The 16,932-nt window shown below is 47.2% G+C and carries 15 protein-coding genes and 1 pseudogene; 3 read left to right on the top strand and 13 right to left on the bottom strand.

The genetic code is table 11. From position 1 onward, the window contains the following. Positions 1-12: 12 nt before the first annotated feature. From MHN31_RS09880 to purH, 4 genes are all read right to left on the bottom strand, one after another. The gene (locus MHN31_RS09880; RefSeq protein ID WP_010383251.1) at positions 13-840 is read right to left on the bottom strand and encodes a DUF2797 domain-containing protein; all 828 of its coding nucleotides are present in this window, start codon (positions 838-840) and stop codon (positions 13-15) included. Between the two features lie 116 nt (positions 841-956). Continuing rightward, complete coding sequence (gene purD / locus MHN31_RS09875) at positions 957-2,240, bottom strand: phosphoribosylamine--glycine ligase (protein WP_239444195.1); 1,284 nt, start codon at positions 2,238-2,240, stop codon at positions 957-959. A 15-nt stretch (positions 2,241-2,255) separates the two neighbouring features. Continuing rightward, positions 2,256-3,080, bottom strand: a complete 825-nt coding sequence (locus tag MHN31_RS09870) for a methyltransferase (protein ID WP_239444194.1) — start codon at positions 3,078-3,080, stop codon at positions 2,256-2,258. A 103-nt stretch (positions 3,081-3,183) separates the two neighbouring features. Beyond that, positions 3,184-4,770 carry a bifunctional phosphoribosylaminoimidazolecarboxamide formyltransferase/IMP cyclohydrolase gene (purH, locus tag MHN31_RS09865; protein WP_239444193.1) on the bottom strand — a complete coding sequence of 529 codons (1,587 nt, stop codon included), beginning with the start codon at positions 4,768-4,770 and terminating at the stop codon, positions 3,184-3,186. A 760-nt stretch (positions 4,771-5,530) separates the two neighbouring features. Here purH and MHN31_RS09860 point away from each other — a divergent pair. Together MHN31_RS09860 and MHN31_RS09855 are read left to right on the top strand one after the other, a co-directional pair. Then, positions 5,531-5,773: a helix-turn-helix transcriptional regulator gene (locus tag MHN31_RS09860; RefSeq protein WP_239444192.1), complete on the top strand. Its 243-nt coding sequence runs from the start codon at positions 5,531-5,533 to the stop codon at positions 5,771-5,773. Between the two features lie 4 nt (positions 5,774-5,777). After that, the gene (locus tag MHN31_RS09855) at positions 5,778-6,755 is read left to right on the top strand and encodes a BstXI family restriction endonuclease (protein ID WP_239444191.1); all 978 of its coding nucleotides are present in this window, start codon (positions 5,778-5,780) and stop codon (positions 6,753-6,755) included. Positions 6,756-6,814: 59 nt separating this feature from the next. Here MHN31_RS09855 and MHN31_RS09850 read toward each other — a convergent pair whose 3' ends face one another. The 9 genes from MHN31_RS09850 to rsmD form a co-directional block, all read right to left on the bottom strand. Then, complete coding sequence (locus MHN31_RS09850) at positions 6,815-7,885, bottom strand: site-specific DNA-methyltransferase (RefSeq protein WP_239444190.1); 1,071 nt, start codon at positions 7,883-7,885, stop codon at positions 6,815-6,817. Between the two features lie 178 nt (positions 7,886-8,063). After that, entirely contained in the window at positions 8,064-8,354 is a 291-nt protein-coding gene (gene fis / locus MHN31_RS09845; RefSeq protein ID WP_010374122.1) for a DNA-binding transcriptional regulator Fis, read from the bottom strand. Positions 8,355-8,369: 15 nt separating this feature from the next. After that, entirely contained in the window at positions 8,370-9,341 is a 972-nt protein-coding gene (dusB, locus tag MHN31_RS09840; protein ID WP_125558292.1) for a tRNA dihydrouridine synthase DusB, read from the bottom strand. Between the two features lie 242 nt (positions 9,342-9,583). Further along, entirely contained in the window at positions 9,584-10,456 is an 873-nt protein-coding gene (gene prmA, locus MHN31_RS09835) for a 50S ribosomal protein L11 methyltransferase (RefSeq protein WP_125558290.1), read from the bottom strand. 90 nt (positions 10,457-10,546) lie between these two features. Further along, entirely contained in the window at positions 10,547-12,391 is a 1,845-nt protein-coding gene (gene rpoD / locus MHN31_RS09830; RefSeq protein ID WP_010383245.1) for an RNA polymerase sigma factor RpoD, read from the bottom strand. A gap of 103 nt (positions 12,392-12,494) precedes the next feature. After that, the gene (gene dnaG, locus MHN31_RS09825; RefSeq protein ID WP_239444189.1) at positions 12,495-14,252 is read right to left on the bottom strand and encodes a DNA primase; all 1,758 of its coding nucleotides are present in this window, start codon (positions 14,250-14,252) and stop codon (positions 12,495-12,497) included. A gap of 73 nt (positions 14,253-14,325) precedes the next feature. After that, on the bottom strand, positions 14,326-14,772 hold the full coding sequence (locus MHN31_RS09820; RefSeq protein ID WP_010383241.1) for a GatB/YqeY domain-containing protein: 447 nt from the start codon (positions 14,770-14,772) through the stop codon (positions 14,326-14,328). Positions 14,773-14,790: 18 nt separating this feature from the next. Beyond that, complete coding sequence (rpsU, locus tag MHN31_RS09815) at positions 14,791-15,006, bottom strand: 30S ribosomal protein S21 (protein WP_010362466.1); 216 nt, start codon at positions 15,004-15,006, stop codon at positions 14,791-14,793. A 228-nt stretch (positions 15,007-15,234) separates the two neighbouring features. After that, a complete protein-coding gene (gene rsmD, locus MHN31_RS09810) occupies positions 15,235-15,813 on the bottom strand; it encodes a 16S rRNA (guanine(966)-N(2))-methyltransferase RsmD (protein ID WP_239444188.1) in 579 nt (192 codons plus the stop codon). 288 nt (positions 15,814-16,101) lie between these two features. Between rsmD and MHN31_RS09805 the strand changes: the two are divergent. Then, positions 16,102-16,932 (top strand): annotated as a pseudogene (locus MHN31_RS09805) (signal recognition particle-docking protein FtsY); the annotation flags it as partial.

The raw sequence follows: 16,932 nt of genomic DNA, 5'->3' as shown, positions 1-16,932 counted from the left end.
GCCGCGCATGCGCTAGTCCAGACTCACCGAAACTTCGTATGAGGTGAACTTGCGGATATTGATCACACCCGTGTCGAAGATCAGATACTGGCCTTTAATACCTTGTAGTATGCCACTGACTACGGGCTCTTTATCAAAGTTAAAAGAGCTGATCTTGCTTGGATAGTCGGTTACCGGGAAGTTCAGGTCTACCACGTCTTCATCGAGTCGTTCAATCGCGGTGGCGCCAAACAGTTCAGCCAGCTCATCCAGCTTAGCCTGGATCTGTGGGATCAGCTCTGCCGCGGATGCTTTAAGGTCCAGTTCTGGATTAATGCCTTTGAGCATATTGCGCCAATTGGTTTTATCAGCAATAAATTCCGCGAGCGCTACTTCTACCAGGCCCGATTGCAACCGGGTCTGCACTTTGAAGATGGGGACTGCCTGCGTGGCGCCCTGATCTATCCAGCGTGTCGGGATTTGGGTATGACGGGTGATCCCCACTTTCAGGCCTGAGGTGTTTGCCAGGTATACGTAGTGCGGGATCATACAATGTGTTTCGCCCCATTCTGGCTCACGGCAGGTGCCTTGATCATAGTGGCAGGTTTCGGGCTTCATGATACACATGTCGCAACTCGCCAGTTTTTTCATACACACAAAACAGTGGCCCTGAGAGTAACTCTTCTTGGTTTTCTTACCACAATTACAGCAGAAAATGTTGCCACTAAATGTGAGTGTCAGACGCTTGCCAATCAGCTCGTTCAATGGCAACAGATCGTCGCCCACAGGCAGCTGATAGTTTATGGTTGGTGCCGATGCACAATTCAATTGTGCCTGCATCTTACGTAGAGTACCTTGCATCTTTACGCCCCTAAAGATGGTTGAAATAGGCGATCCTAGCAAAGCGTGACACAGAGGTGAAGGAAAGAGGGAGAAATAAAAAACCGGGTCACAGACCCGGCTTTGCGTTATGTGCTTTATTGCTCGCGTGCAATGGCACGGTAGGCGATGTCAGTACGGTATTCGACACCGTCCCAGTTAATCTCCTGTACCAGTGCATACGCGCGCTTTTGTGCTTCTGTGACGGTGTGACCCAGCGCAGTAGCACATAGGACACGGCCACCAGCTGTCACGACGGCGTCACCATCTTGCTTAGTGCCTGCATGGAAGACTTTTTCACCTTCCGGATAGGTAACACGTAAACCAGAGATAGCATCGCCTTTCGGATAGCTGGCTGGATAACCCTTGGCTGCCAACACCACACCCACTGCGGCGCGAGGATCAAACTGAATTTCAGTCTGGTCCAGCTCTTGTCGGTTAGCCGCTTCAATCAGGGTCACCAGGTCAGATTGCAGACGTAGCATGATAGGTTGCGTTTCCGGATCGCCAAAGCGACAGTTGTATTCGATCACTTTTGGCGTGCCATCAGCTGCAATCATCAGACCTGCATACAGGAAGCCCGTGTAAGGGTGGCCTTCTGCCGACATGCCTTCAACGGTAGGTGTGATCACCTCATCCATGATGCGCTGGTGGATCTCTGCGGTTACAACCGGAGCTGGCGAGTATGCACCCATGCCGCCCGTATTCGGACCTTCATCGCCATTATAAGCGCGCTTGTGGTCCTGACTGGTGGCGAATGGTAAAACGTTCTTGCCATCAACCATCACGATGAATGAGGCTTCCTCACCTTCGAGGAACTCCTCGATCACAACGCGGCTACCAGCTTCACCAAATGCATTGCCTGCCAGCATATCACGAATGGCGTCTTCAGCTTCGGCTTCAGTCATTGCCACGATCACGCCTTTACCGGCAGCCAGACCATCTGCTTTTACAACGATTGGTGCGCCTTGTGCTTTAACATAAGCCAAAGCAGGCTCAATTTCTTCAAAGGTCTGATAAGCTGCCGTGGGGATCTGATGGCGAGCTAAAAAGTCCTTAGTGAATGACTTAGAGCCTTCTAATTGAGCTGCCCCCTGAGTTGGGCCAAAAATGGCCAGACCGGCTTCACGGAAGCGGTCAACGACGCCGATCACCAGTGGTGCTTCGGGGCCAACAATCGTGAGCTCAACTTTGTTGTCCTGGGCAAAAGCCAGCAGGGCATCGATGTCTTCAACACCAATGGCCACATTTTGCAGTTTTGGCTCAAGGGCCGTGCCTGCGTTGCCTGGAGCAACAAATACAGTTTTTACAGATGGGTTTTGCGCAGCCTTGAACGCCAGTGCATGTTCACGGCCGCCGCTGCCAATGACAAGTATATTCATGGCAATTGATTCCTATTAAAGCTTTTTGAATTTCAGGGTCATTCGATCGCTTTCCCCGATGGCCTTGTACTGCTCGGCCTTTTCATCACCCAAAGCTAAACGTGGTGGTAAAGTCCACACACCTTTCGGGTGGTTGGCGCTGTCCAACGGGTTGGCGTTGATTTCACTGCTTGCAACTAATTCGAATCCAGCTTGTTTAGCCAGGTTGATGACATAGTTTTGCTTCATATAACCAGAACGTTTCTGGTCTTCATCATCACGGTGTTCAGGTAAACGGTGCGCAACAACGCCCAAAGTTCCGCCTGGTTTCAGCGCTTTATTGAAAGCCTGGAAAGCAGCCAGCACACCCTCGTCACCCTGACGCATGTACCAGTTATGAACGCTACGGAAGATCAGTACCATGTCAGCGCTACCTGCAGGGGCAATATCAACGTGTGTGCTTGGTGCAAACTCGGTGATTTTGACTTCACTAAAGCGTGCATCTTCAGCGACTTTTTTCTTGAAGCCGTCCAGAGAGCGCTTGAAGTAACCTTCACTGTTTTCCGGGAAGTGTGCTGCGTAGTAAGTCCCCTGGCCCTTAACAACCGGTGCCAGAATTTCACTGTACCAGCCTCCACCAGGGGCAATTTCAACAACGGTCATGTTTGGCTGAAGGCCAAAAAATGCCAGCGTTTGCTCCGGGTGACGATACTGGTCGCGTGCACGGTTCTCAGCCTTACGTTCAGCGCTTGCCACTGCTGAGCTAAGCTCGCTGGACGCACCGCTTTCAGTGGTGCTGTTACAGCCACTCAGGGCGGTCAAAATGCCTGCTGCGATGATAGATTTAATGGCAAATTTCATAGTCAGTTCCTTCACTGTCATTATTGTGATTGTCTTTTACTCACAATACTGGAAATTAGCGCAAACAAAAAGCGCGAAACGGTGAAGGTTTCGCGCTCATCGATTAGTGACGGAAATGACGCATGCCGGTGAAGACCATGGCCATGCCCGCTTCGTCGGCTGCGGCAATGACTTCTTCATCGCGCATTGAGCCGCCAGGCTGGATCACCGCAGTGATACCAGCTTGTGCTGCGGCATCGATACCGTCGCGGAACGGGAAGAAGGCATCAGAGGCCATAACAGAGCCTTTGACTTCCAGGTTTTCATCGGCGGCTTTGATACCAGCGATCTTCGCAGAGTAAACACGGCTCATCTGGCCAGCACCCACACCTATGGTCATGCCATCGCGTGCATAAACGATTGCATTCGACTTAACGAATTTAGCCACTTTCCAGCAGAACATCAGATCTTTCAGCTCTTGCTCGGTTGGCTGGCGCTTAGACACGACTTTCAAATCGCTCGCCTGAACCATGCCCTGATCGCGATCCTGAATGAGAACACCACCATTGACACGCTTGATGTCAACGCCGGTTGTTGCCGTTTGCCATTCACCACATTCTAGCAAACGTACGTTCTTCTTCGCTGCCACAATTTGTGCCGCAGCGTCAGAGATTTTAGGGGCAATGATCACTTCAACGAACTGGCGTGCAATGATGGCTTCAGCCGTATCGGCGTCCAGCTCGCGGTTGAAAGCAATGATGCCGCCAAATGCAGACGTCGGATCGGTTTTGAAGGCACGGTCATAGGCGCTCAGGATGTCTTTATCTTCCGCAACGCCACATGGGTTCGCATGTTTAACGATCACACAGGCCGGTTCTGAGAAGCTTTTTACACACTCCAGGGCCGCATCGGTATCTGCGATGTTGTTGTACGACAGTGCTTTACCCTGAATTTGTTTCGCTGTTGCCACAGACGCTTCTTCAATGTCATTTTCAACATAGAAGGCTGCGTCCTGATGCGAGTTTTCACCGTAGCGCATATCCTGCTTTTTAGTGAACTGCATATTGATGGTGCGTGGGAACTTAGTGTCTTCGGCTGCTTCTTCGGTATAGTCTGGGACCATTTTACCGAAGTAGTTCGCGATCATGCCATCATACTGAGCTGTGTGCTCATAAGCAGCTATCGCCAGGTCAAAGCGCGTTTTGTACTCAGTTGAGCCATTATTCGCTTTCATCTCGTTAATAACGCGGTCGTAGTCAGCTGCATTCACAACAATGGTCACATCTTTGTGGTTCTTCGCAGCAGCGCGAACCATAGTTGGACCGCCGATGTCGATGTTCTCAATGGCATCTTCCAGTGAGCAGTCAGCTTTTGCAACGGTTTGTGCAAAGGGGTATAAGTTGACTACGACCATATCAATGGCTGAGATATTGTTGTCTGCCATCACGCCTTCGTCCTGGCCGCGACGTGCAAGAATACCACCGTGGATTTTCGGGTGTAGGGTTTTGACCCGGCCGTCCATGATTTCCGGGTGACCGGTATGGTCAGATACTTCAGTAACAGGAATGCCGTTCTCGGCGATGAGTTTACAGGTGCCGCCAGTTGACAGGAGTTCAACGCCTTGCTCACTCAGAGCGCGGGCAAATTCAACGATACCGGTTTTGTCTGATACGCTTAGCAGCGCGCGACGAATTGGACGATGTATATCCATGATGGTTCAGGTTTCCTCAATGATAAGTTAAGGGCTAGCTTAGAAGTGCTGTATTTTAGCCTAACTTGGCTCAGAAAACGATTGAAAATGCGTGAGTGAGATTGAGAAAAACGGGGTTGCTTTTGGCTGGGTGTCTTTTATTACTAACAATAACTAATTTGGTTCAGCTATCTGATGGCAGTGTAGAGTTCACTTTGGTTAGTGATGAAGGACAGTCTTTACGCTTCAGCAGCAATGATTATTGTGATGAATTAGGTAACTTATATCTTGCTCACGCTTATGCAGTCACAATATATTCAAGTCAGGGCATTACAGTGGATGGCGACTCATTTGTTTTATATAACTCAGGTATGGATCGCTAATACGCATATGTAGCAGGATCACGACATAAAGATAATTGTCGTTGGTTCATCAACAAAAGCAATATTGAAGAAAGCTTTAATGATGGCAAGCCTTTGACAAACCATCAGGTTTTAGGCTACGTGGCACACGCAATGAGCCGAGATAACTATAAGTCTTTAGCTATTGAGTACTTTTTAGAATCCCCACACAGACTTCCTGAAATATCGCAAAAGGAGCCAGAAGAGTTAATCATATAAACATAGAGACCAAGGGCTTTGCCCTTGAAATTATCGAGTTTTCCATTAGCGCTCCGCTAATCTATCGCCTTCTTCCCCTCCTCTAATGTGACTTATAGTCCGTGTACTTATAGTCATCATCATAACAATATCTATATTCAACACTTTGAATTTAAATCGGTATGTCAAAAAAATTAATTGTAGGGGTTGCCTCAACTATTCGACGCCTAAGAAAAGCGAAAGGGCTAAGTCAAGAAGAGCTAGCTGAAAGGGCTAACCTGGATCGCACTTACATTTCAGGAATAGAGAGAGGTGTTCGGAACATTACCTTGGAATCCTTGGAGTTAATCATCTTCGGTTTGGATATGGACATTCACCATTTTCTCAAAGAGTTAGAACAAAATTTTCTTGATAATAGGGATTGACTAAATGGCTAGGTTACCTGCATTACCTCAACTGTTAAACCGTAAAATTTATAAAACTGGTCAAACTCGTGGTGCTGATGATGATGTCATCTACCAGAATCGCGTATCTCGGAACAGCACAGTACTTATACCCTATGAGCTATGGGATCAAGTGGCGTTTGTACCAGAAGGTGAGGAAGGATTTGAGAGAGGCTATATAGCACTGATAAAACCTACAGACTACTTTCAAAACCCCAATATTCAGCAAGAGTTAATCTCAAGGAACTTAGTGCTTGGTCAGAATGCTTTGATTTTCTACCAGCTAAGAAGCGATTGGGATAATTATAATCCAGAACGACTTGGGTGGGTTGCTGCTAATAGCAGAGAATCTCCACTTGGAGGGAGCTATGTTGCAAGGGTCGCAGGAACAACAGCACAAGGTGGCAATGGAGATAAAATATCCAGAGGATTTAACACCACTGGAATGAAAGGAGCAGGTATTCGGTTATTTGAGTATGCACCACAGTCAAAGATTGAAGCCTGTCGTATACAGTTGGAAGCGGTTTTTTGGATGTGCCAAGACTCAATAGAGGCAGCAACGGAGTTTGGAATGTCGTTAGAAAATGCTAATGCTAGAAAACTTGGCATTTTACACACTGCTGGTGTTACAGGCTTGCTCGATATGGATAGACTCTACCGAGCAAGAATGATAGATCGCCATGGAGTAACTGTCTGTCCTCTATGTTTAGAGCGCTTATCAGGATATGGCTTTTTCAATCGGATGTCACAAGCAATGGGTCGGCAAGTACATGATTTAACTATTACGGAAGTGAATCTTTTCCATATAGATGAACTAAGATACGGAGTGTACAACCATAAGCCTTACAATTTAGGTTGGGGACATCACCACTGTAATGTAGTCGTTAAAGACTCAGGAATTGAAGATACTTTAACATGGATGGAAAATGTCTTAAAAAACAATAGTTTACTTGCAAGTGGTTAGTTTGCGCATAGGTGAAGGCAGGTATTGGCCACCTTCACATATTTTTGTTTAGTAAGTGCTTAAAATAGAGCTTCTTGCTTAAGCTCTATTGTTTCTAGGCTGTCTTCACTTGATACGGTGCCCTCAGCACTGTCTAACGCACATAGTCTTGTTACGATAGACTCTACCCACTCGGGTTCAATTTCAATCGTGATACTCTTTCTGTTTAGGGCGTGAGCTGCAACCGCAGTACTCCCTGAACCGCCAAAACAGTCAAGTACAATATCGTCAGCATAACTGGTTGCCTCTATGGCATGTTTTAACATGTCAATAGGTTTTTCTGCTGGGTGTTTTCCCTTATAAGGGCGGACTGATTCGAAATTCCAAACGTCAGTAAACTCTTTACTTCCATCCATAATAAAAGGTCTTATTACATCTTCATATGGAAGCATTGAGTCAACTTTGCCTGTTCCGATAATAGCAGAGCAAATCTTGTCATATTGTTCTCTACTTGGCGTGTTTCTTCCTGCTTCCCAGTTTGATACAGCCCCACCATGATTAACCTTGCCATATGCACCTGTAAGTTCGGTTAATTGGTGTCCTGATAGACCCGACTTTTTCCTCATCTCTCTCAGGTATTGACCAAAAGGTGAACGATGCAAATTGCCTTCTATAGCAGGTTCTGCGAAGATGATACGCTCAGAGTGACCGTACCACTGTCTCAGGTTCTCTTTCTTCATTTTACCTTTCCAGCCATCGAAGCCTGGAGCGTTGGGCTTTGTCCAAACAACATGTGAAAGTATATTAAACTCTTCTGAAAACAGCACTTCTAGCCTAGCTGACATAGATGAGTCACAGTAACAAAACAAAGAACCATTTGGCTTTAAAATACGCCTCCACTCTTTAGCGTATTCTGCCATCCAATCTAGATACTCTTTGTCTTTGGCAAACAGCGTATCACCATAAATATTTTTCTTTTTTGTTGCGTGATAAGGAGGGTCAGTAAGTATAAGAGATATAGAGTTGTCTGGAATTTTCTTGATCACTTCCAGAGAATCGCCTTTTGCTAAAAGGTGACTTTGTTTTTTCAAACACAAGTGCTCTTTTAATGCAGCTCCAATGCCACGAAAATCTAACTCTCTTGATTTCATTTTATACTCTGAAAATTAAAATATTGACCTATAGTCTACATTTGACTGTACTTCAGTCAAGTTTTACTCGCTCGAGCATGCACACTTAAATTGAGGGGGTTATTGAGGGTGTTAAAAAGGCGTTACGTGATAAAAGTCGAGGTAACGCCTTGAATTTCATAATTCAAACTGTATTGAATTAGTTCATACCGTACTTTTTCAGTTTCTTACGCAGAGTACCACGGTTGATACCCAGTAAGATTGCAGCACGAGTCTGGTTACCACGTGTGTAAGTCATTACTTCTTCAAGTAGTGGTGCTTCAAGCTCAGAAAGAACCAACTCATAAACGTCTTGTACGTCCTGACCGTTAAGCTGTTTCAGGTAGTGGTGTACAGCTTTTTTCACTGCATCGCGAAGTGGTTGCGGTTTCTCTTGTGACTGAACATGAGCGTTAGTGATAAATGGAGAAGTCACATTTTGTTCGAACATCTTTATGTCTCTTTCTTAGTTAGCTGCTAGTGTTTCAAAATAGTGTTCTAATGTCTCGACTTGCGCATTGGCATCATCCAGAGCATTGAATACTCGCCTAAATTGACCTTCTTGGTCATGGGCCTGCAAATACCAGGACACATGTTTGCGTGCGATGCGTACACCCATTGGCATACCGTAGAACTGATGGAGGTTTGTCAAATGCTCCATCAAAATGCTTCGCACCTCGGATAATTCCGGCGCTGCAAGCGTTTCTCCAGTACGCAAATAATGGTCAATCTCCCGGAAAATCCAGGGGCGACCTTGGGCTGCTCGACCAATCATGATGGCATCTGCGCCCGTATATTCCAGAACCTGCTTGGCCTTTTGCGGAGAGTCAATATCTCCATTAGCCACCACAGGAATGCCAACCGCTGCCTTAATCGCCTTGATCGTGGCATATTCAGCATCGCCTTTATACATACATGCACGGGTGCGCCCATGTACGGCCAAAGACGCAATGCCATTGCGCTCAGCAATGCGGGCAATCTCAATACCATTGCGATTTTCCGGGTCCCATCCTGTACGGATTTTAAGAGTGACAGGGACGTCGACTGCGTTGACCACCGCCTGAACTATCTCTTCCACTAGTTCCGGATATTGCAATAGTGCTGAGCCTGCCAGCTTTTTATTCACTTTCTTAGCGGGGCAGCCCATATTGATATCTATGATCTGCGCGCCATTACTGACATTGAACTGAGCGGCTTGTGCCATCAATTCAGGATCGGCTCCGGCAATTTGCACGGAACGAATACCCGATTCACCGCTGTGATCCATGCGGTTCATTGATTTATCGGTTTTCCATACCTTCGGATTTGAAGACAACATTTCTGACACCGCCAGTCCGGCACCTAAACGCCGACACAATTGTCTGAAAGGCCTGTCGGTGATCCCCGCCATTGGCGCGACCATTAAGTTGTTTTCAAGTTGGTAAGGACCAATACGCACTGCTGTTCAATCCGCCTCTTTTCAAGGGGCGCTAAGTTTACGGTTTTTTTTGCAAAAATCAAAGGCTATAAATTGAACATAAGTGCTTTTTTTTTGAGCTTGATGGGTTGACTTTTTATAACAAACTGACTGAAGGCCATAATTGTTTTAAAATTAACCGTTTTACATTTCAATGAGGTGGGTATAACGCTGTAAAAAATGCGTAAAGCCTGTTAACTGAGGGCTTTACGCGTGATAAGGCACTAACCTTTTTTTCCGCTCACTCGGGTCCATTCACCTTCCTGCGCAATGGCATCAAGTGCAAGGAAAGGGGCATAGACATCGGCAACAGATTGCGCCTGCTCATCCAGGATCCCTGACATGGCAATTTCACCGCCTGGTTTAAGAAAACCGAGGATCACTTCGTGAAGCTCTCTGAGGGGCTGAGCGAGGATATTTGCAACTACGATATCTGCAGAAAACTCAGGTTGGTTCTCTGGCAGATAGACTTCCAGCTGCTCGGCTACGCCATTACGAGTGGCATTATCACGACTGGCAACCAGTGCCTGTGGATCGATATCGATGCCGATCACGCGCTCTGCACCCAATTTGATTGCCGCGATCCCAAGGATCCCGGAGCCACAGCCGAAATCGACGACAGTTTTGCCGCTCAGGTCTTGCTGCTCCAGCCATTTCAGGCACAGCGCAGTGGTTGCATGGGTGCCTGTACCAAATGCTAGTCCAGGATCAAGTAAGACATTCACTGCGTTCGGATCGGGTACATCACGCCAACTGGGGCAGATCCATAAACGCTCGCCGAATTTGATCGGGTGGAAGTTGTCCATCCACTCTCGTTCCCAGTCTTTGTCTTCCAGCTGTTCCAGTTTGTACTTAAGCGGCACATCACTGGCCGTCTTTAAATAGTCCACAACCGCTTGCATGTCGTGATTTGCTTCAAATAAACCAATTACTATGGTTTGTGGCCATAACAATACTTCGCCGGGCTTAGGCTCATATATGGGATTGTTTTGTCCGTCTATATACGTCACGGACGGACAGCCGATTTCCATGAGCAAATCGCTGTAATGGTCGGCGCTGGTTTTGTCGGCATCAATGCGGATCTGGATCCAAGCCATAGTTGTTACCTATTTATAAATCGGGTCTTGAGACCTGTGAGTAAACTAAAAAGGCCGCAAATGCGGCCTTTAATGATTTTGAATGGGCGCTTAGCCTTTGACATCCAGGAAGCTCTTCAGCAAATCAGAGCGCGATGGATGGCGCAGCTTCCGGAGCGCTTTGGCTTCAATCTGACGAATACGCTCACGTGTAACGTCAAACTGTTTACCAACTTCTTCCAGCGTATGGTCGGTATTCATATCGATACCAAAACGCATGCGCAGTACTTTTGCTTCACGAGCCGTCAGGCCAGCAAGCACCTCATTGGTGGCGCCGCGTAGGCTTTCCATTGTGGCTGAATCCACCGGCGACTCAATCGTGGTGTCTTCGATGAAATCACCCAGATGCGAATCTTCATCATCACCGATAGGGGTTTCCATGGAGATTGGCTCTTTGGCAATTTTCAGCACTTTGCGGATCTTGTCTTCTGGCATCATCATGCGCTCTGCCAGCTCTTCCGGACTCGGCTCACGCCCCATTTCCTGTAGCATCTGACGCGAAATACGATTCAACTTGTTGATAGTTTCAATCATATGTACCGGAATACGGATTGTACGTGCCTGGTCCGCAATAGAGCGAGTGATTGCCTGACGGATCCACCACGTCGCATAAGTAGAGAACTTATAACCACGACGGTATTCAAACTTATCAACGGCTTTCATCAGACCAATGTTACCTTCCTGGATCAGATCCAAAAATTGCAGACCACGGTTGGTGTATTTCTTGGCAATTGAAATAACCAGACGTAAGTTGGCTTCAACCATTTCTTTTTTCGCACGACGGGCTTTCGCCTCACCAATGCTCATACGACGGTTGATGTCTTTGATACGTTCAATGCTCAGGCCTGTGCTTTCTTCAATGGCCGTCAGCTTGTTCACACAGCGCTCGATCTCTGGCTTAACTTGTGCCAGCTTAGCTGAGTGTTTGTCACCTGCGGCAATTTCTGCATCGACCCAGGCCATATCGGTTTCATTGTTGGCGAAGTGTTTGATGAAGGTTTTCTTCGGCAGTTTCGCTATCTGGCAAGCTTGTTTCATGATGATACGTTCTTGTACGCGAACGCGATCCATCATGTCACGCATGTTATTTACCATGCGGTCAAATTGCTTTGGTACCAGCTTGAACTTACGGAATAACTCGCCAATTTCGGCGATCGCAGCTTGTGAATCCGGATGCGCACGGCCTTTTACTTCAAAACACTTACGTGCATTGTTGTACAGGGTTCTTAATTCTTCGAAGTGCTCGCGCGCAATTTCAGGATCTGGGCCAGTATCAGCGTCTTCCGAATCGTCGTCGTCTTCATCGCCATCATCATCTTCATCGTCGAGATCTTCTTCGCTCAGCTCTGAACCGATGTGCGTTGCTGAAATAGGGGCTTCGTCGTCTTCCAACGAATCAAAGAAACCAGTTACGATGTCGCTCAGGCGCATCTCCTCGGCTTCGTATTTGTCCCACTGCTCCAGTAAGTAAGTAATGGCTTCAGGATACTCGGCAACCGAGATCTGAACCTGATTAATCCCTTCTTCTATACGTTTAGCGATTAGAATTTCGCCTTCACGCGTCAGCAGTTCAACCGTGCCCATTTCTCGCATATACATACGTACTGGATCTGTGGTCCTGCCGATTTCTTTTTCTACCGTTGCCAGTGCGGCAGCCGCTGCTTCGGCTGCATCCTCGTCGGTCGTGGTTTCCTGCATCATCAGTTCGTCGACATCCGGTGCAGACTCTGCTACCTGGATACCCATATCATTGATCATGCTAATGATATCTTCTACTTGATCCGAATCTATGATGTCTTGTGGAAGGTGATCGTTAACTTCTGCAAAAGTTAAGTAACCTTGCTCTTTACCTTTCTGAATCAGAAGTTTGAGTTGTGACTGAGGAGATTGATCCATAGAGATTATTGCTTCCACTCTGATAAAGTTGTTACAACGGGCGTCAGCTAAAAACCACACTATTTTGGTTGACGCAGTGAATAGAACATTATAACAGCAAAAATTAATTTTGACCAGTTCTTCGCGCACCTAACGCTTGAGTCAGGAGCGCGCATTCCAGTCGTTCATCGCTGTTTAAACCTTCTGTTTTGTCTTTTATTAATAAGGTCTCAAGGCGCAAATTTAAACACTGATCTTCAATAAACTGAAAAGTGTTTTTAAATTCATCAATAAGCTTTTCTTCATCAATGTTATGTTGCCAGGTTGCCAGTTTATTGAGTGCCGAATATTCAGGCGTGTCCCTAAAAGCTTCAAGGATATGTGCCGTTGTATAATCAGGTCGTGATAAACAGGTGGCCTGTAAAGTCAGGAACAAGCGCATACCGGGTAAAGGGAGTTCTGCCAGATCCGGTAAGTGTTCGACAACTGACGCCAGACCTGGATGCTGTAGCAACAGACCAATCGCCCTGCGCATTGGCGTGACTTTAAATTTACGTTCAATGGCATGCTGTTTTCGCGGTGTCGCCAGCTTGGCACTCAGTTGCTCGCGGGTACGACCGATCAGGCGCGCTAGAGTCGTCAGTAAAGACTCCTGATAATACTCGCTGGGTACTTTTTCTATTAGTGGCAGAGCTTCACTGAGTAACTTGGCTTTACCGGCATCTGTGGTTAAATCACATTGTTCTGACAGCCGGGCAAAGAGCACTTTGCCGTAGTCTTGTGCGTCAGACAGGCGCTGTTCAAAGGCTTCTTTACCTTCCTTTTGCACCAAGGAATCGGGGTCTTCACCATCCGGCAGAAAGACAAAGCGCAATGACTTGCCATCCTTTAAGTTGGGCAGTGCATGCTCCAGCGCACGCCAGGCAGCATCTTTACCAGCCCTGTCACCATCATAGCAACAAATGACCTGATCCGTGTTACGAAATAAAGTCTGCATATGTTCCGCTGTGGTTGCTGTGCCCAATGCTGCTACGGCATAGTCGATGCCATATTCAGAGAGGGCGACGACGTCCATATAGCCTTCAACTATCAGTACCTGTGCGAGCTGACGATGTGCTTGTTTGGCTTCATAAAAACCATATAACTCAAAGCTCTTATGAAAGATCCGCGTTTCCGGTGAGTTAAGGTATTTAGGGCCCTGATCTTGTCCCATAATACGACCACCGAAGGCGATCACCCTGCCGCGCTTATCACGAATAGGGAACATCAGCCGGTCGCGGAAAAAGTCGAATTGGCGGCCAGGTGATTTCTCTGTTGCGAGTTTTAACTCAACCAGTTGCTGGCGTTGTGCCGGGTTGCGCGCTAGGGTGCGAATGAGCTGATCCCACTCAGGCGGTGCAAAGCCAATCTGAAATTTATCAATGGTTTGCTGTGACAGGCCACGCCCGGTGACGTAGGCTTTAACCTCCGCTGATTTCTGATGTTGATTAAGCTGCTGCTGATAGTAACGCGCAGTTTGCTGCATCAGATCGTAATCGGACTTTTTCTCTTCAAAGCTTCTTTGTGGTCCGCCCAGGCCTTGTTCTCTGGGGATTTCCAGGCTGAACTGACCCGCTAATTCTTCAATGGCATCGACGAATTCGAGCTTGTCGTATTCCATTAAAAATGAAATGGCATTGCCATTCGCACCACAGCCAAAACAGTGATAGAACTGCTTATCACGAGAGACGGTGAAAGAGGGGGTTTTCTCGTTATGAAAAGGGCAACAGGCCTGATAATCTTTGCCGGCTTTTTTCAGACCGATACGGTTATCGATTAATTCAACGATGTCGGTTCTGGCCAACAGGTCGTCGATAAATTGTCTTGGGATTTTTCCTGCCATTTTTACCCTATCGCTTAGACGAAGAAACCGAGCGCGAGGCTCGGTTTACTTATAATCATACTTGATGCGGGGCTTATGCGCTAAGTTTCTGTTTAATTAAACCTGAAACTTTACCCATATCGGCACGACCTTCAGCTTTTGCTTTGATCACGCCCATTACTTTGCCCATATCCTGCATACCAGCGGCGCCGGTATCGGCGATTGCAGACTCGATCAAGCTTGCTATCTCTTCTTCGCTCAAAGGTTGAGGTAAGAAGGACTCAAGCACAATGATCTCACCCGCTTCTACGTCCGCTAAATCTTCGCGACCAGCGTCTTTATACTGAGTATAAGAATCGCGGCGTTGCTTTACCAGCTTCACTAAAACGGAGGTAATACCTGCGTCGTCCAGTGTGGTCTGGTTGTCGATTTCTCGTTGCTTAACTTCAGCAAGGGCAGCACGAATAGCAGTAAGACGAGGTTTGTCTTTGGCTTTCATTGCCGCTTTTTGCGCGTCTTTTAACGTAGCTAACAGGCTCATATGCAAGACTCGCAGCGATTAGTATAATTTAACGCGACGTGCGTTTTCGCGAGAAAGCTTTTTCATGTGACGCTTAACAGCAGCCGCTTTCTTACGCTTACGCTCAGCTGTTGGCTTTTCATAGTGCTCGCGACGACGAACTTCTGAAAGGATACCTGCTTTTTCACATGAACGCTTGAAACGACGAAGTGCTACGTCAAACGGTTCGTTCTCTCTTACTTTAATTACTGGCATTAAAAATTCACCTACCTAATTAGTGAGCTTTGCTCTAACCGACCAAAAAACGGTCAATTGGTTCAAAAATGGTGCGGTATTGTAAGCTGAAGCATCACCGCATGTAAAGACCAAATTATAGTTAAAATTGCACCAACTGTCATGCCACAGCCCCGAAGTCGCGGTCAACATGAGCATTTATACTAAACTGTCTATTAATTCAGCAAGTTAGTGTAAATGCAGAATTGATTAAGTGCGTTGGTAGAGACGACAACAAACCTGTCCGGCTTGTTTTTCTTTCAAAATGGCCCAGTTCTCGGGAAATGTGGGCGTACTCTCACGCTCAAACTCGACATAAATGAGGGCATTTTCACTTAGCCACTGATTGGCTTCCAGCAAAGCACAGCAGGATTGCACCATGTCACGTCTGAACGGTGGGTCAACAAATACCAGATCAAACGGTTGTGCCGCTGGGGTAGCCAGTTTAATCAGGGTATCGCCCTGTTCGACCCGGGCATTGTCAACCTTGAGGGTATCGGCGTTGTGTTGCAGCTGTTGTGCAACCTGCTTATCAAATTCGAAGAAGGTGGCGCTGTGAGCAAACCGTGACAATGCCTCAAAGCCCAAGCTGCCAGAGCCCGCAAAGCAGTCTAGGACCTTGGCGTCTCTGACCTCCTGCATCAGCCAGTTAAATACGGTTTCTTTGACTCGGTCGGTGGTTGGTCTGAGCCCTTCAACGTTTTTTACGGGCAATTTGCGGCCTCGGAATCGCCCACTGATCAATCGGATATGCCCTGACACCGGCTTTTTAGACTGCTGCTTTCTCATTTTTTATCAACTAAGCACAAAAGATAGCGTTCAGTATACCGCATCGGGTGAGGTGCATAGCAAGGTTTATTGCGATGCCATGCTTTTATCAGGCAGATATCACGAAGCTGTGATTTTTCATCCTATTGGAACATGTTACACTGTCGCCCCAGTAATGATAGAGCTTGTTATCAGCCATTTACCTGGCCTGTCAGGTTTTCCTACAGAGCGCGGCCAGTGCATTTGGAGTATCTGCGCAAACAAGTTCTCACTAATTTGATTGCACACTAAAACGGTATTTAGCGAGTTATGGGTAAAAAGAGCAAAATTCTATCCTGGTTAGGATTTGGAAAATCAGATAAAAAGCAGCAAGAAGCTGAACGAGAAGCCGCTCGCTTGGCCGAAGAGCAGGCTCAGCGAGAAGAAGCCGAGCGTTTAGCTAAAGAGCAGGCAGAGCGTGAAGAAGCCGAGCGATTAACTAAAGAGCAGGCAGAGCGTGAAGAAGCCGAGCGCTTAGCTAAAGAGCAGGCAGAGCGTGAAGAAGCCGAGCGTTTAGCTAAAGAGCAGGCAGAGCGTGAAGAAGCAGAGCGTTTAGCTAAAGAGCAGGCAGAACGTGAAGAAGCTGCGCGTTTAGCTAAAGAGCAGGCAGAACGTGAAGAAGCCGAGCGTTTAGCTAAAGAACAGGCAGAGCGAGACGAAACTGCGCGTTTAGCTAAAGAGCAGGCAGAGCGTGCAGAAGCTGAGCGTTTAGCTAAAGAGCAGGCAGAGTATGAAGAAACTGAGCGTTTAGCTAAAGAACAAGCAGAGAATGAAGAAACTGAGCGTTTAGCTAAAGAACAAGCAGAGAATGAAGAAGCTGAGCGTCTTGCCAAAGAACAGGCTGAGCGTGCAGAAGCTGAGCGTCTTGCTAAAGAACAGGCAGAGCGTGAAGAAGCCGAGCGTCTTGCTAAAGAGCGGGCAGAGCGTGAAGAATCTGCGCGTTTAGCCAAAGAGCAAGCGGAACGTGAAGAAGCCGAGCGTTTAGCTAAAGAGCAGGCAGAGCGTGAAGAAGCTGAGCGTTTAGCCAAAGAAAAGGCAGAGCGTGAAGAAGCTGAGCGTTTAGCCAAAGAACAGGCAGAACGTGAAGAAGCTGAGCGTTTA

This window comes from Pseudoalteromonas sp. McH1-42, from assembly GCF_022347845.1.
GTDB classification, from domain to species: Bacteria; Pseudomonadota; Gammaproteobacteria; order Enterobacterales; family Alteromonadaceae; genus Pseudoalteromonas; species Pseudoalteromonas rubra_D.
This window is presented reverse-complemented; position numbering and strand designations above follow the sequence as displayed.

Bases quoted from the DNA above. Each gene is read 5' to 3' on its own strand.
- MHN31_RS09880 (WP_010383251.1), bottom strand. From the start codon at position 840: ATGCAAGGTACTCTACGTAAGATGCAGGCACAATTGAATTGTGCATCG.
- purD (WP_239444195.1), bottom strand. From the start codon at position 2,240: ATGAATATACTTGTCATTGGCAGCGGCGGCCGTGAACATGCACTGGCG.
- MHN31_RS09870 (WP_239444194.1), bottom strand. From the start codon at position 3,080: ATGAAATTTGCCATTAAATCTATCATCGCAGCAGGCATTTTGACCGCC.
- purH (WP_239444193.1), bottom strand. From the start codon at position 4,770: ATGGATATACATCGTCCAATTCGTCGCGCGCTGCTAAGCGTATCAGAC.
- MHN31_RS09860 (WP_239444192.1), top strand. From the start codon at position 5,531: ATGTCAAAAAAATTAATTGTAGGGGTTGCCTCAACTATTCGACGCCTA.
- MHN31_RS09855 (WP_239444191.1), top strand. From the start codon at position 5,778: ATGGCTAGGTTACCTGCATTACCTCAACTGTTAAACCGTAAAATTTAT.
- MHN31_RS09850 (WP_239444190.1), bottom strand. From the start codon at position 7,885: ATGAAATCAAGAGAGTTAGATTTTCGTGGCATTGGAGCTGCATTAAAA.
- fis (WP_010374122.1), bottom strand. From the start codon at position 8,354: ATGTTCGAACAAAATGTGACTTCTCCATTTATCACTAACGCTCATGTT.
- prmA (WP_125558290.1), bottom strand. From the start codon at position 10,456: ATGGCTTGGATCCAGATCCGCATTGATGCCGACAAAACCAGCGCCGAC.
- rpoD (WP_010383245.1), bottom strand. From the start codon at position 12,391: ATGGATCAATCTCCTCAGTCACAACTCAAACTTCTGATTCAGAAAGGT.
- dnaG (WP_239444189.1), bottom strand. From the start codon at position 14,252: ATGGCAGGAAAAATCCCAAGACAATTTATCGACGACCTGTTGGCCAGA.
- MHN31_RS09820 (WP_010383241.1), bottom strand. From the start codon at position 14,772: ATGAGCCTGTTAGCTACGTTAAAAGACGCGCAAAAAGCGGCAATGAAA.
- rpsU (WP_010362466.1), bottom strand. From the start codon at position 15,006: ATGCCAGTAATTAAAGTAAGAGAGAACGAACCGTTTGACGTAGCACTT.
- rsmD (WP_239444188.1), bottom strand. From the start codon at position 15,813: ATGAGAAAGCAGCAGTCTAAAAAGCCGGTGTCAGGGCATATCCGATTG.